Origin of the sequence: Marinobacter sp. R17, assembly GCF_003789045.1 — a bacterium.
Lineage (GTDB): Bacteria > Pseudomonadota > Gammaproteobacteria > Pseudomonadales > Oleiphilaceae > Marinobacter_A > Marinobacter_A mangrovi.
The window spans coordinates 47,666-61,616 of the sequence record NZ_RHGZ01000003.1; the positions used below are offsets into that span (position 1 = coordinate 47,666).

The 13,951-nt window shown below is 60.4% G+C and carries 12 protein-coding genes and 1 tRNA gene; 5 read left to right on the top strand and 8 right to left on the bottom strand.

The genetic code is table 11. The features are described 5' to 3' along the window. Positions 1-55: 55 nt before the first annotated feature. From EB809_RS03485 to EB809_RS03500, 4 genes are all read left to right on the top strand, one after another. A complete protein-coding gene (locus tag EB809_RS03485) occupies positions 56-433 on the top strand; it encodes a sirohydrochlorin chelatase (protein ID WP_123633421.1) in 378 nt (125 codons plus the stop codon). Between the two features lie 17 nt (positions 434-450). Continuing rightward, positions 451-1,353 carry a TIGR01777 family oxidoreductase gene (locus EB809_RS03490; RefSeq protein ID WP_123633422.1) on the top strand — a complete coding sequence of 301 codons (903 nt, stop codon included), beginning with the start codon at positions 451-453 and terminating at the stop codon, positions 1,351-1,353. 92 nt (positions 1,354-1,445) lie between these two features. Next, a complete protein-coding gene (locus EB809_RS03495; RefSeq protein WP_123633423.1) occupies positions 1,446-2,006 on the top strand; it encodes a hypothetical protein in 561 nt (186 codons plus the stop codon). A 95-nt stretch (positions 2,007-2,101) separates the two neighbouring features. After that, a tRNA-Glu gene (locus tag EB809_RS03500) sits at positions 2,102-2,177 on the top strand. Between the two features lie 34 nt (positions 2,178-2,211). On the opposite strand, the gene ald is transcribed toward EB809_RS03500, so the two are convergent. Beyond that, positions 2,212-3,339 carry an alanine dehydrogenase gene (ald, locus tag EB809_RS03505; protein ID WP_123633424.1) on the bottom strand — a complete coding sequence of 376 codons (1,128 nt, stop codon included), beginning with the start codon at positions 3,337-3,339 and terminating at the stop codon, positions 2,212-2,214. A 395-nt stretch (positions 3,340-3,734) separates the two neighbouring features. Here ald and EB809_RS03510 point away from each other — a divergent pair, with 395 nt between their 5' ends. Then, positions 3,735-6,155, top strand: coding sequence for an EAL domain-containing protein (locus tag EB809_RS03510; RefSeq protein WP_123633425.1), 2,421 nt, complete (start codon positions 3,735-3,737; stop codon positions 6,153-6,155). Positions 6,156-6,257: 102 nt separating this feature from the next. Here EB809_RS03510 and der read toward each other — a convergent pair whose 3' ends face one another. The 7 genes from der to pilW all read right to left on the bottom strand — a co-directional run bounded on the left by der (position 6,258) and on the right by pilW (position 13,930). After that, entirely contained in the window at positions 6,258-7,676 is a 1,419-nt protein-coding gene (der, locus tag EB809_RS03515; protein ID WP_123633426.1) for a ribosome biogenesis GTPase Der, read from the bottom strand. 55 nt (positions 7,677-7,731) lie between these two features. Next, positions 7,732-8,895 carry an outer membrane protein assembly factor BamB gene (gene bamB, locus EB809_RS03520; protein ID WP_123633427.1) on the bottom strand — a complete coding sequence of 388 codons (1,164 nt, stop codon included), beginning with the start codon at positions 8,893-8,895 and terminating at the stop codon, positions 7,732-7,734. After that, entirely contained in the window at positions 8,895-9,545 is a 651-nt protein-coding gene (locus tag EB809_RS03525; RefSeq protein WP_123633428.1) for a YfgM family protein, read from the bottom strand. The genes bamB and EB809_RS03525 overlap by 1 nt, the downstream gene beginning before the upstream one ends. 46 nt (positions 9,546-9,591) lie before the next feature. Further along, positions 9,592-10,848, bottom strand: coding sequence for a histidine--tRNA ligase (hisS, locus tag EB809_RS03530; RefSeq protein ID WP_407944042.1), 1,257 nt, complete (start codon positions 10,846-10,848; stop codon positions 9,592-9,594). A gap of 135 nt (positions 10,849-10,983) precedes the next feature. Continuing rightward, positions 10,984-12,102, bottom strand: coding sequence for a flavodoxin-dependent (E)-4-hydroxy-3-methylbut-2-enyl-diphosphate synthase (ispG, locus tag EB809_RS03535; protein ID WP_123633430.1), 1,119 nt, complete (start codon positions 12,100-12,102; stop codon positions 10,984-10,986). Between the two features lie 24 nt (positions 12,103-12,126). Then, positions 12,127-13,176 (bottom strand): RodZ domain-containing protein, encoded by a 1,050-nt coding sequence (locus tag EB809_RS03540; RefSeq protein WP_123633431.1) that lies wholly within the window; start codon positions 13,174-13,176, stop codon positions 12,127-12,129. After that, complete coding sequence (pilW, locus tag EB809_RS03545) at positions 13,169-13,930, bottom strand: type IV pilus biogenesis/stability protein PilW (protein WP_223807800.1); 762 nt, start codon at positions 13,928-13,930, stop codon at positions 13,169-13,171. The genes EB809_RS03540 and pilW overlap by 8 nt, the downstream gene beginning before the upstream one ends. Positions 13,931-13,951: the final 21 nt, after the last annotated feature.

The following is a 13,951-nucleotide window of genomic DNA, read 5'->3' on the forward strand; positions in this document are numbered from 1 at the left end:
CAGTTCGAGGCCCTCAAGGCCATCCATCTCATTTTACCAAGGAGTGACCCGCAGAATGTCAGATCACCGCGTCCTATTGCTCGCCCATGGAAGCAGCGATCTCCAATGGTGCCGAACCTTTGAAAAACTGGCCGCACCGAGTCTGGCGTCCGTGCCCGATTCAGCCATTGCCTATATGGAACTGAGCGAGCCGTCGCTGGATGACGAAATCGCACGGGCCGCGCAGGACGGTGTGGCCCGGGTGACGGTGTTGCCGTTGTTCCTCGCTGCGGGCCGCCACCTTCGCAAAGACGTGCCCGCCATGCTGGACCGCCTGGCAAGCGAACACCGGGTTGAAATCAGCCTGGCAAGCCCCGTGGGCGAGCATCCTTTACTGGGGGATGCCATTCGCCATATCGTGGAAGAGACCCTCACACAGACATCGTCCCACTAACGCTGGAGTCACCAAAGATGACGCAGCACATCCTGATCACCGGCGGAACCGGCTTTATCGGGCAGCGGTTGTGTCCCGAACTGCTGAAACGGGGTTACCGTCTTACGGTATACAGCCGCAAATCCGACGATGACGTCCGCGCCCTATGCGGTCGGGTCGAGTCTCTCCACGATCTGGCCGACATCCCTCGCCTCGATGCCATCGACGCCGTCATCAATCTGGCCGGCGAAGGCCTTGCCAATGCCCGCTGGACCGACAAGCGCAAGCGCATCCTGCGGGAGAGCCGGATTGATCTGACACGGTCGCTGGTCGATGCCCTCACTCAGCGCGAGCAACAACCCGGCGTCTTTGTTTCAGGCTCCGCCATCGGTTACTACGGCAGCCACGGCGGGGAACCGGTGACCGAAGATGCGCCGGTAAACGACGACTTTGCCCACCGACTCTGTGCCGACTGGGAAGCGGAGGCCCGCCGGGCCGAAGAACTGGGCAGCCGGGTCTGCCTGTCCCGAACCGGCGTCGTTCTGGGTCCGGATGGTGGCATGCTGGACCGTCTGTTGTTGCCTTTCCGACTGGGTCTCGGCGGCCGCCTGGGCGATGGCCAGCAGTACCTGTCCTGGGTCCACCGCGACGACGTGGTGAATGCCCTGATCTGGATGCTGCAAACTCCGGACGCCAGCGGCGCCTACAACGTGGTCAGCCCACACCCGGTCACCAACCGGGCATTCACCCGAACGCTGGGCCAGGTCCTACATCGTCCAACCCCCTTCCCCATTCCGGCGTTTGTCTTGCGTACGGCATTGGGCGAGTTGTCCGCCATGCTTCTCGAAGGCCAGCGCGTTATGCCCGCCAGGCTACAGCAGGCAGGATTCGGCTTTACTCACCCCAATCTGGAGGAAGCCCTGAGCAGCATTATCGATTAATGGCGGTTGTCGGCGAGATTGGGCGACACCTCACATCAGCATGGCAGGGGCTCTGGTAGCCTCATCGTATCCGTATCAAAGCTGGTTGTTACATGCGTTGCACCGTTCCCCTGTTGGCGCTCATCGCCATTCTGCTCCTGCCAGAGGCCGCTTTGGCGAGCCCTCGCGGAGCGCAAAGCTTTGAAACCTGCAGCATGGTCACCAGCGAGTACATTACCGTTCTGCAGCTGATTCGCCAGGGCTTCACTGGACAGCAGTTGACCGATAACTTACCCGGGCTGGACAAGCCGGGGGCTGAGCGCGTCCGTCTATTGGAAAAGGCCGTGAAAGACGAGGGTCTGGAGGAGACCTTTTCAGCGGTCAATGCCGAGTTCGCCCGTTGCAGCAAACGGGTCTACCAGCGCCGGGGAAAACCGGAACCAGACAGCCGCGAAGGCCATTTCTACTTCTGCGCCGGCGAGAACAAGTTACGCTACGAAATCCTGATGGCTGCGATCCTGGATGCGGATATCGATGCCGTCCTCGGGCAGGTTCCGGCCAGTCGTGAACGGATCACCCGGGCGATCTTCAAACTGCAGGCCAACCAGGGCCCACTGGCCGCCTTCGACGCCATCGGGGACGAACTCAAGTACTGTCTGAATGGGACCAGCTAACGACCCAAACTTTTTTCCAAAAAACGTTTGACAGTGCCGGGGGCCTTACTTAATATACGCGCCACCTCGACGAGGCAAGCTTTTCAAGCAGATGCGTCCCCTTCGTCTAGTGGCCTAGGACTCCGCCCTTTCACGGCGGCAACAGGGGTTCGAACCCCCTAGGGGACGCCATTTTCTCTCCCTCCCGTTTCCGGGAAAGCCAACATCACCCCAACTTTGACAACATCCTGTCCGGGGCGATGAATTCCAGATCCTGAGCCAACGCAACGCCTTCACAGGTCAGTTTCCCCTGCGCGACATTCAGGCCAGGCAGAAAGCCCGCATCCCCCTGCAGTGCCTGGCGTACTCCCTGATCCGCGAGTTTCACGACATAAGGCAGCGTGGCATTGGTCAGCGCCAGCGTCGACGTTCTCGCCACAGCCCCGGGCATGTTGGCAACGCAGTAATGCACGACGCCGTCCACCACATAGGTGGGATCATCATGGGTCGTCGGATGGGACGTTTCCGCACAACCGCCCTGGTCAATCGCCACATCCACCAGCGCCGAGCCATCCGGCATGACACCCAGCAGATCCCGCGTGATCAGCCGTGGCGCCGACGCGCCGGGGATAAGAACAGCACCAACCACCAGATCCGCTTCCGCAAGCACCGTTTCGATCGCGTCCCGTGTCGAGTAAAGGGTGGTGATCAGCCCCCGGTAGTGCTGATCCAGCTCACGGAGCACGGGGACCGACCGGTCCAACACCGTCACCCGGGCGCCGAGCCCAACGGCCAACTGCGCTGCATTGCGCCCGACCACACCGCCACCGATCACCACCACATTGCCGGGGTGGACGCCTGGGACCCCGGACAGCAGGACACCGCGCCCGCCACGCACTTTCTCCAGTGCCTGCGCCCCCGCCTGGATGGCCAGCCGACCGGCGACTTCGGACATGGGCGCCAACAACGGCAAGCTGCCGTGGCGATCGGTGACGGTTTCATAGGCGATGCAAGTGGCACCGGAGGCCAGTAGATCCTGGGTCTGATCCGGATCCGGCGCCAGGTGCAGGAAAGTGAACAGAACGTGGTGGGGTTTCAGCAGCGCCCGCTCCTGGGCCTGGGGCTCCTTCACCTTGATCAGCAATGACGCCCCTTCGAAAACCGTTTCGGCGTCGGGAACGATACGGGCTCCGGCCCGCTCGTACAGGTCGTCCGAAAACCCGGACCCGTCGCCGGCCCCCTGCTGGACCAGCACATCGTGACCGTGCTCAGCGAGCTCGCGAGCCCCGGCGGGCGTGAGCCCGACCCTGTATTCGTGGTTCTTGATTTCCTTGAGTACGCCGACCGTTGTCATCACACCCTCCCGAATGCACCGTGAATGGGTCGCTGAAAAAGGTTTCTTCAGTATAGGAGAGACAGGGAATTCCGCAGAACGCCATAACCCTCTGTCAATAAAGAATGAATCCTGCTTCGCTCAATGAAACAGAGCGTATTGCGGCCAATCCATCGACAAGGGGTAACAATGATCAGAATATGAACAATGAACACCCGTTCATCTCTCAACTTTTGCAAAATCACACAGTTAATTGATGAAGCCCAAGGGCATTCAAGAAAATCAACTGCTATAGTCCTTTATGGAAAGCGCCTCTGTTTCAACCTGATCGGCTGAGCGCAGAAGCTGTACCGCCCCTATCCAACGGCACGCTTTTCCGGCGGGACCGAGACTATGTATTTGATGACTTCGACAACATGTCAAACCTGTCGACGAGACTAAGCCAATTCAAGACCAGTTCGCCGCTGTCATTCCGGTTGCTGGCGTATATCCTGCTATTCAGCTCTCTGTTCACGCTGTTTGCTTCGGCGATTCAGGTGTACACCGATTTCCGCAAGGACGTGTCCCTCGTCGACGAACGTATGTCCGTCATCGAGACCAGTTACGCCAGCAGCCTGTCGCGCAGTTTGTGGGCCCTGGACCAGAAGCTTCTGCAGGTGCAGATGGAAGGCATCCTCAGTCTTCCGGATATCGTCCACCTGCGCCTGAAAATCTACCCTGACTCCGAAGTGGTGATGGGAGAAGTCCCCAGGGAAACCTCCACCATGACCCGCACGTTCGTGCTGACTCATGAAGGGGATGAGCTGTACAAGCTGGGTGAGCTGACCATTACCGCCAGTCTGGCCGATATTTATCAGGACCTGCGCCGAAAGGTGCTGGTTATCCTGACCACTCAATTCTTCAAGACCTTCTTCATTTCGGTGCTGATCATCTGGGTCTTCCAGTACTTCGTGACGCGCCACCTGACCACCATGGCCCAGTATGCCCGCAGCTTCTCGTTGCGGAACCTGCAGCAACCGCTGGCACTGGACCGTCCGGACACGGAGGTCAACCGTCGCGACGAGCTGTCCCAGGTGGTGGATGCCTTCAATCAAATGCGCGAGCGATTGAATGAAGACATGCAACGTCAGGAAGAGGATGCCTCCGAGATCCGAAAGCTGTCACTGGCTATTGAGCAGAGCCCGTCCTCGGTCATCATCTGTGACCGGCACTGGCACATTGAATTTGCCAACCACAAATTCTCCCAGCTGACCGGTTTCACGCTCGGGGAAATTCGCGGCAAGCACCCGGGCATGCTGACCAGCGATACGTTCTCCCAGAGGGAAAACCAGCAGCTCTGGCAAAACGTTCGACTGCAGGTCCAACGCGTCGGTGTCTGGCAGGGGGAAATCAACAGCGCCCGCCGCAGCGGCGAGCGCTTCTGGGAACAGGTGATCGTTACGCCGATCAAGGACGTGGACGGCAACCCGACCCACTACCTGATCCTCGGCGAAGACATCAGCATCCGCAAACGCTATGAACAGCAGCTGCTGCGCCAGGCCAACTATGACATTCTCACCGGCCTGCCCAACCGGATGCTGGCGCTGGATCGCCTCAAGCTGGCCCTGGCCCAGGCCCGCCGTGAAGAAACCCTCGTCGGGGTGATGTTCCTCGACCTGGACAACTTCAAGCACATCAACGACACCATGGGTCACGAAGCCGGGGACAACCTGCTGATCGAGGCCTCGCGCCGTATCTCCAGCTGCCTGCGGGGCACCAGTACCGTGGCCCGTCTGGGTGGCGACGAATTCCTGGTCATCCTGCCGGGGCTTCACGAGCCTGACGCGACCGAACAGGTGGGTGACCGCATCCTGCAGACCTTCGCCCCACCCTTCCAGCTGAATGGGCAGGAAGTGTTTGTCAGCACCAGTATCGGCATCGCCATTTACCCCACCGACTCCGACAACAGTGGCAACCTGCTGCAGCACGCCGACGCGGCTATGTACCAGGCCAAGAGCAAGGGCAAGAGTGCCTATGAACGGTTTGCCCCGGAGATGAAGGAAGTCTCCCACGAGCGGCTGCAGATCGAATCCCGCCTGCGCCGGGCGCTGGAACTGGATGAATTCGAACTTTACTTCCAGCCCATCGTGGAAACCGCCTCCGGCCAGTTGATCGGCGCGGAAGCCCTGATCCGCTGGAACAGCCCCACCATGGGCCTCATGATGCCGGATAAGTTCATTCCGCTGGCTGAAGAAACCGGCCTGATTATCCCCATCGGCGAGTGGGTGATTCAGCAGGCCTGTGCGGCTGCACGACAATGGCACGAGACCACGGGGCTGAAACTCAGCATCGCCGTCAACGTGTCACCACGACAGTTCCGCGACCCTTCATTCGTGGACGCGGTCAGCCGTGCGGTGTCGGAACAGCGACTGGATCCGGCCTGCCTCGAGCTGGAGATCACCGAACGACTGATCCTGGATAACACCATCGAAACGGCCGACATCCTGCGGCGCCTGGACGAGATGGGGGTGCGCCTCTCCGTCGATGACTTCGGCACGGGTTACTCCGCCCTGAGCTACCTGAAGTCCTACCCCTTCGACACGCTGAAGATCGACAAGTCGTTTATTCGGGACGTCATGATCGAGCCGGGGGATGCCGCGCTGGTCCGCGCGATTATCAACATGGCCCACAGCCTCGAACTGCAGGTGATTGCCGAAGGGGTGGAAGAAGAGGCCCAGACCCACTTCCTCAAGGCGCAGGGCTGCGACTACGCACAGGGCTACTTCTACAGCCGCCCGGCTTCCGCCGACTCGTTCGTGGAATGGATCCGCAACAACCACCGGGCATCCTGCACTTAGAACCCCCAAGGCCAACGCAAACAAAAAAGGCGCCGGATTCGAGAGAGTCTCGAAACGGCGCCTTTTTTCGCGTTCGGAATCGCTTGCTGACGGGCTCGCAGCCTAGCGCGACTTCTTGCTCTTCTGCTTCTTCTTCGTCTTGCGAACGTGTTGCATCATGCGCTTTTTCTTCGCCTGTTGGCGTGGCGTGAGACGGTTCACCCGACCGGCAAACGGGTTCTCACTGGAACGGAATTCAAAGCGGATCGGCGCCCCCCGCACGTCCAGGACGCGGCGGAAGGTATTCTCCAGATAACGCTTGTAAGCATTCGGCAAGGCATCGGTCTGGTTGCCGTGCACCACCACCAGCGGCGGGTTGGAGCCGCCCTGGTGAGCGTAGCGCAATTTGATGCGACGTCCGTTGACCAGCGGCGGCTGGTGCTGGGTCAGCGCGTCTTCCAGGATGGCCGTCAGACGATTGGTCGGCCACTTGGCCATGGCCGACTCGTAGCACTCACCGATGGAATCGTACATCACGCCCACACCCGAGCCGTGCAAGGCCGAAATGTAGTGCTTGTCGGCGTAGTCCAGGAACTCCAGGCGGCGGGCCAACTGCTCCTTGACGCGACCGCGCTGCTCGCCGTCCATCCCGTCCCACTTGTTGACGGCGATCACCAGCGAGCGGCCGGCCTCCAGCACAAATCCGATCAGATGCAGATCCTGGTCAACCAGCCCCTCCCGGGCATCGATCACCAGAATCACCACATGGGAATCTTCGATCGCCTGCAGCGTCTTGATGATGGAGAATTTTTCCACCGTCTCCCGGACGCTCTTGCGCCGGCGCACACCGGCCGTGTCGATCAGCGTGTACTCCTGACCCTGGCGCTCATAGGGAATGTAGACGCTGTCCCGGGTCGTGCCCGGCATGTCGTAGACCACCACCCGCTCTTCGCCGAGCATCCGGTTGACCAGCGTGGATTTACCCACGTTGGGCCGTCCGACCACACCAATGCGAATCCCCGGATAGCGCTCGGCGCTGTCTTCCTCGACCTCTTCCGCTGAAGGCAACAGATCCTCCAGCATGGAGCGAATGCCACGGTTGTGGGAGGCCGCAATCAGATAGACCGACTCAAACCCCAGCTGATAGAACTCGGAGGCCGCCACATCCGGATCCTGGCCGTCGGTCTTGTTGACCACCAGGTGGGCAGGCTTGCCGGAACGCCGCAGCTGGTTGGCAATCAACTCGTCGCCGGACGTCAGGCCGGCACGGCCGTCCACCAGGAACAGCACGATGTCCGCCTCTTCCACGGCGAGCATGGACTGGCGCGCCATTTCCGCATCAATGCCCTCTTCGTCCCCGGTCAGGCCACCGGTGTCGATCACGATAAAGCGCTGGCCTTCGTACTGGCCCTCGCCGTACTTGCGATCGCGGGTCAGGCCGGCAAAGTCGGCCACCAACGCATCCCGGGTGCGGGTCATCTGGTTGAACAGGGTCGATTTGCCCACGTTGGGGCGTCCAACCAGGGCGATTACAGGGGTCATAGAGCGTTCGTCAGTCAGAAAGTGGAATCCCGGCCGTGCACAGCCGGGATCGGATTCAGTCGGATTCGCGCAGCTTGAAGGCTGCCAGTTCACCACTGTTGCCGTAAATATAGATCAGGTCACCGTCAACGATCATCGGCACACGCAATCCGTCGTCGTCCACTTGCAGCTGGCCCTGCAGAGAGCCGTCCAACTGCGAGAGGATATGCACATAGCCTTCAAAGTCGCCAGTCAGCAGGTAGCCATCCAGGGAGGCCAGACCGGTGGTCTGCCGCCATTCCAGTTTATCCTGCGACCAGATTTCCTTACGGTTGAACAGACTATACGCACTGATCACGCCGTTCGATCCGGAAATGTACAGGTTGCCATAGTCCAGGGTTGGTGACTGGAAGCTGCTGGCCGCCCGTTTCCAGATTTCCTGGCCGGTGCGCATATCCACCGCGGCCACGTTACCTTTGTAACCTGTCACATAGGCTACGCCGTCGCGCACCACCGGTGTACCATCCACGTCAACCAGACGTTCAAGCTCCGTCCGGCCACTGGGTTCACCGACGGAATACTGCCATATCGGCTGGCCGGTATCGGTCAGCAGGGCGTACAGTTGGCCACTTGAAAAGGCGACCAGGGTGACTTCCGAGCCGACCCAGGGGGTCGCGGTACCCCGGAAACTGAGAACCGGGATAACGCCATCGTACTGCCATTTCTTTTCCCCGGTATCGGCATCGTAGGCCAGTGCCTTGCCGTCGATGGTCTGGACGACCACCACCGAGCCGTTGGACTGCGGCGGCGCCAGGATCTCGCTGGGCAGCTTGACCGACCAGACCTCTTCGCCTTTCTTTTCCCGGGACAGTGCCAGCAACTCACCCTTGCGTGAGCCCACATAGAGATGATCGGCATCCGCACCGACCCCGGCCAGGATGGGACGCTCCAGGTCCGTTTCCCAGTTGTAGTCGCCATTCTGCGGGTTCAGGGAGACCAGCTCACCATCACTGGAGACCGCGAACAGTTCACCGTAGGAAAGCACCGGCTGAAGGAACAGCAGCTGCTCGTCATCACCGTCGCCGACGGAGGTATCCCAGACTTCATCCAGCCAGACGCTGCTTTCAATCTCAGGCAGGGGCTTGGGCTGCTCGAACGTGTCGTTGGAGCTGCATCCAGCCAGCAGCCCCGCCAGGCCGACACCGATCAGGCACTGGCGAACAAGGCGCAGGCGCCGCATCAAGCATCCTCCCCAACGGCCATGTCGGCCATCTTCAGCTTGAGCAGCGGGCTCGGCGCACTGCCGGCAGCTTCGCTGGCTGCGGTGTAGGCCTTGCGGGCACCGTCCAGATCGCCCTGGGCGCGCAGGATGTCGCCCTCAAGTTCAGCATAAAGGGCTTTGTAGGCACCCGGATCCTTCACGGAACGCAAGGTTTTCAGGGCGTCGTCCGCCTGGTCCGCTGCGAACTGGGCCTGGGCCAGACGCTCACCGATCATGATCTTGAGCGGGCCTTCCGCCGCATGTTCGCGGGCCCATTCAAGCGATTCAGCCGCTGCCTTGGGATCGTTTTTCTCGCTGAACTGGTGCGATGCCAGGATCAGCGAACCATAGACCGCGTAGGCGCTATCACTGTATTCGTCCTGGAGTTCCTTGGTCACGAACTCGATGGTCTTTTCCCGCTCATCACCGGCCTGCTGGTTCAGCGCGCTCAGCAATTGCTGGTACTGGGAACCCGCAGCGCTTCGCTCGGCCGCCTGATGGTTCTGCCAGGCCTGCCAGCCGAAGACGATGGCCAGGGCCGCGCCGATACCAATCAGCAGTGCACTGCCGTTCTTCTTCCACCAGTCCTTGATCGCCGCGAGTTGTTCTTCTTCGGTACGCAATTCCACGTCAGTTACTCCGTAAAAACGAAAACGATTGATTCAGTATGTGGGATCAGTCTGCCGCCAGCAGCGCTGTCAGTGTGTCTGCCAGTTCGGACTGGCTGACCGCCTGTTGTTCGCCCTCACTGCGCAGGGGTTTGAGGCTGACGGTTCGGCTCTCGACCTCGTTGTCGCCAATGATCAGCGCGTAACGCGCGCCGCTGCGATCGGCCTTCTTCATCTGGCTCTTGAAGCTGCCGCCGCCGCAATGCAGCACAACCACCTGCTGTGCCATCGATTCCCGCAGCGCTTCGGAGACCTTTAGAGCCTCTGCTTCGCCGGCCTCACCCATGCCCATGACGTATACATCCGCATCGCCGCTGACCGAGGCGGGGACCCGTTCGAGGGTTTCCAGCATCAGCACCAGGCGCTCGATGCCCATGGCAAACCCGACAGCCGGCGTGGGTTTGCCGCCCAGTTGCTCCACCAGCCCATCGTAGCGGCCACCGGCACACACGGTGCCCTGGGCTCCGAGACTATCAGTCACCCATTCGAAGACGGTCTTGCCGTAATAATCCAGGCCGCGAACCAGTCGGGAATTCACCGTGTACTCAATACCGGCGAGCTCCAGGCGCTGTTTCAGACCGGCAAAGTGCTCAATGGATGCCTCGTCCAGGTAATCCACCAGATCCGGGGCGTCCTGCAGGATGGCCTGGGTCTCCGGTGCCTTGGAATCCAGGATGCGCAGCGGGTTGGTTTCCAGGCGACGCAGGCTGTCTTCGTCCAGCCGATCCCGGTAATTCGACAGATAGTCCACCAACGCCTGGCGATAGGTCTTGCGGGCCTCGCTGGTGCCGATGGAGTTGATCTCCAGCCGCACATGGGGCGCCAGGCCCAATGCTTTCCAGAGACGCGCCGTCAGGATCAGCAATTCGGCATCGATATCGGGTCCGGTCATGCCGAAGCACTCGACCCCGATCTGGTGAAACTGCCGGTAGCGCCCCTTCTGAGGACGCTCATGCCGGAACATCGGGCCGGTGTACCAGAGCTTGCGGGTCTGGTTGAACAGAAGGCCGTGCTCTTCCGCGGCGCGTACGCAGCCGGCGGTCCCTTCCGGTCGCAATGTCAGGCTGTCGCCGTTGCGATCCGCGAAGGTGTACATTTCCTTTTCGACAATATCGGTCACTTCGCCGATGGAACGCTTGAACAGATCGGTCTGCTCAACAATCGGCATGCGGATTTCATGATACCCGTAATTGCGCAGCACGCGGCTCACGGTCTGTTCCAGGTACTGCCAGACCGGGGACTGGTCCGGCAGGATATCGTTCATCCCTCGAATTGCTTTGATCTTGGCCAAGGTGCTTTTCCAGTTAATTCGTCTGTCGGCTCGTCGAATACAGTGGGGAACGGACCGGGCCCGTCACCTGACAGGCCGGCGTAGCGGGATCAGACCCGGACCCACTTTTCAGTCATGGGCCCGGGCGATGATGGCGTCGTCCTGCTCTTTGCGGCGTTCGACCTCGTCCCGGATGAGCCTCTCGAGATTATCGACGAGATCTTCGTTATCCAGTTTCTGGTTGGGGCTCCCACCCACGTAAAGCAGGTTACGGGGGCTGCCACCGGTCAGGCCCAGATCCGCCTCTTTGGCTTCGCCGGGACCGTTGACCACGCAACCGATAATGGCCACGTCCAGCGATGTGTTGACGTCCTCCAGTCGGGCTTCCAGGTCATTCATGGTCTGGATAACGTCGAAATTCTGCCGCGAGCAACTTGGGCAGGCGACAAAATTAATACCCCGGGCCCGCAAACGCAGGCTCTTGAGGATGTCGTACCCCACCTTCACTTCCTGCACCGGGTCTGCTGCCAGGGAGACCCGAATGGTATCGCCAATACCGTCCATCAACAGCATGCCCAGGCCGATCGAAGACTTGACGGTTCCGGAGCGGAACCCGCCGGCTTCGGTGATGCCCAGGTGGAGCGGCTGTTCGATCTGTGAGGCAATCTGGCGGTAGGCGGCCACGGTCATAAAGACTTCGGAGGCCTTGAGGCTCACCTTGAAGTCCTGGAAATCGTGACGATCCAGGATATCGATGTGACGCATGGCGGATTCCACCAGCGCTTCCGGCGTGGGTTCGCCGTATTTTCTCTGGAGATCTTTTTCCAGGGAGCCGGCATTGACGCCGATCCGGATCGGGATATTGCGATCCTTGGCCGCATCGATCACGGCACGAACCCGGTCTTCGCGACCGATATTGCCCGGGTTGATACGCAGGCAGTCGACCCCGTATTCGGCCACTTTCAGGGCAATACGGTAGTCAAAATGGATGTCCGCCACCAGCGGGACCGAAACCTGTGACCGAATCCTCGAGAACGCTTCGGCGGCGTCCATGGTCGGTACGGAAACACGGACAATATCCGCGCCGGCCTGCTGCAGCGCTTCGATCTGCGCCACCGTGGCGTCGACATCGCAGGTCTCGGTGTTGGTCATGCTCTGGACAGCGATCGGCGCATCGCCACCAACCGGCACGTTGCCGACGTGGATCTGGCGGGACTGACGTCTTTTAATGGGAGATTCGTGCTTCATACTTTCCTGAATCGGTGGTCTGGATCAGTTTCCCAGCGTCAGGGAGACCCGGTTATTGGGCGCTGGATAGCTCGACAGGTCAACGGCGTCACCGTTAAAACTCAGGCTGACGACGTCAACCGCGCCCAGCACCACTTGAAAGGGGCCCTGACCTTCGTATCGTAATGATTCACCGGCGCGCTTGAGGGACGCCACAACCGTCGTCCCCTCTGCATTCTTGACGGATACCCAGCAATCACCGGTGAACGTTGCACTCAGCACATCACCGGCCGCCGCAACCGGCTGATCTTCGACCGGCGGCACCGGCTCAGGTTCACTGACGTCCGGCTCCGCGGTGTCGTTGGTCATTGTATTATCCGCCGGCGCTGCGACGGAACCCTGGTCAACAGGTTCCGGCGACATCGTTTCATCGGCCGGGGTCGATGCCATCTCTGGCTCCTGGGCCTGTTCGTCGGCCTTCGGAGCCGCAGGAGTGGGGGCAGCGCTGTCGGCAGACTCTTCCACAGCGGCTATCGGCTCGTCGACACTGCCCTGCCCGGCCTCATCAGTCGTTCCGAAGGTGGCTTCCGGGTTGTCGGTGGCTCCGTCATCGGACGCCTGCGAGGTCTCTGCGGCGCCCTCGCCTCCCAGCTTCGGATACAACTCCATTTCCACGACGCGTGTGCCGATCACGGCCACCGCGGCAATCAGCAGAATCCAGATAATCCAGCGAGCGACACGACGCTTCTGCCGCTTTTTGCGTTCGATCGATTCTAGCGGATCTTCCCGGCGTGCCTGTTCGGCTTCCTCGCGCAACGGCTCCAGCTCCATGTCCAGCGTTTCCAACAGGCTTGTCGCGTTCAAACCGACCTGTTCGGCGTAGGCACGGACATAGCCTTTCAGGAAAAGCTCGCTGCCGATCTTGTCGTACTCGCCTTCTTCAATCGCCTGGATCACTGATGGACGAAGATGCTGACTGTCTGCGACGTCGGCCACGGTAATGCCCTTGGCTTCTCGTGCCCGACGCAGCTGATGCCCGACCTCTCCGGTCAGCGGCGCTGCCTCCGGTTGTTCCTGGGTATCATCATTAATCATTCGAAATCAGTGCTCTATACTGTTTGAGTTGTTCCGATTTTGGGTACTGCTTACGCAGAAGTAAAGCCAGGCTGGCCTCACGGTTCTTATCGCCAAAATGATGCGCCAGGCGAAGCCCCGTCAGCAGGCTTTCCGGCGAGTGCTTCAGGTTGGGATTATGTTGCATCATCCCAACCAGTTGATTGTAGTAGTGCTCTGCGGATGCGTATTCGCCCTCGTTCACCAGCGATGTGGACAATGCCAGCAAATAGTTGGCGTTTCCCCGGCTCAGGCCCACGGCTCGCTTGTAGCTCGCCGTCGCATCCTCGATATCGCCCAGCTCGTCCTGGGTCCGTCCCAGGTTATAGAAAACCGAGCCGCGATCGTCGTATTCGGTATCCTCGGACGCCCGGGTGAACTGCGTTTCAGCGTCCTTGTAACGCCCCTGGTTATAGAGGAAAGCCCCGTAGAAAACACGCCCGCGCGTGTAGTTGCTATCACTGTCCAGGGCATTGAGGAAGGATTTTTCCGCCAGATCCGGTTCGCCTTCGGTCTGGTAGATCAGCCCCATGCCAGCCAGGGCACTCGGGCTGTCGGGGTTAATCTGAAGGGCCCGCTCCAGGTGGTCCCGGGCGCGGTCGTAGTTACCCTGCCCAATGTAAGCCATCCCCAGCTTGACGTAGTTCTCTTCCGCCTTCTGCTTATTCGCCTCCCTCGCAAACGGGCTGTCCGTCGTCGTGACACAGCCGGAAAGCGCCAGAAAACCCAGTACCACAAGCACTCTGACAACACAGAC

What these genes read in the sequence shown, in the direction of transcription:
- EB809_RS03510 (WP_123633425.1), top strand. Translation starts at nt 3,735, where the DNA reads ATGTCAAACCTGTCGACGAGACTAAGCCAATTCAAGACCAGTTCGCCG.
- bamB (WP_123633427.1), bottom strand. Translation starts at nt 8,895, where the DNA reads ATGCGGCGCCTGCGCCTTGTTCGCCAGTGCCTGATCGGTGTCGGCCTG.
- EB809_RS03540 (WP_123633431.1), bottom strand. Translation starts at nt 13,176, where the DNA reads ATGATTAATGATGATACCCAGGAACAACCGGAGGCAGCGCCGCTGACC.
- hisS (WP_407944042.1), bottom strand. Translation starts at nt 10,848, where the DNA reads ATGAACGATATCCTGCCGGACCAGTCCCCGGTCTGGCAGTACCTGGAA.
- EB809_RS03485 (WP_123633421.1), top strand. Translation starts at nt 56, where the DNA reads ATGTCAGATCACCGCGTCCTATTGCTCGCCCATGGAAGCAGCGATCTC.
- EB809_RS03490 (WP_123633422.1), top strand. Translation starts at nt 451, where the DNA reads ATGACGCAGCACATCCTGATCACCGGCGGAACCGGCTTTATCGGGCAG.
- ald (WP_123633424.1), bottom strand. Translation starts at nt 3,339, where the DNA reads ATGACAACGGTCGGCGTACTCAAGGAAATCAAGAACCACGAATACAGG.
- der (WP_123633426.1), bottom strand. Translation starts at nt 7,676, where the DNA reads ATGACCCCTGTAATCGCCCTGGTTGGACGCCCCAACGTGGGCAAATCG.
- EB809_RS03495 (WP_123633423.1), top strand. Translation starts at nt 1,446, where the DNA reads ATGCGTTGCACCGTTCCCCTGTTGGCGCTCATCGCCATTCTGCTCCTG.
- ispG (WP_123633430.1), bottom strand. Translation starts at nt 12,102, where the DNA reads ATGAAGCACGAATCTCCCATTAAAAGACGTCAGTCCCGCCAGATCCAC.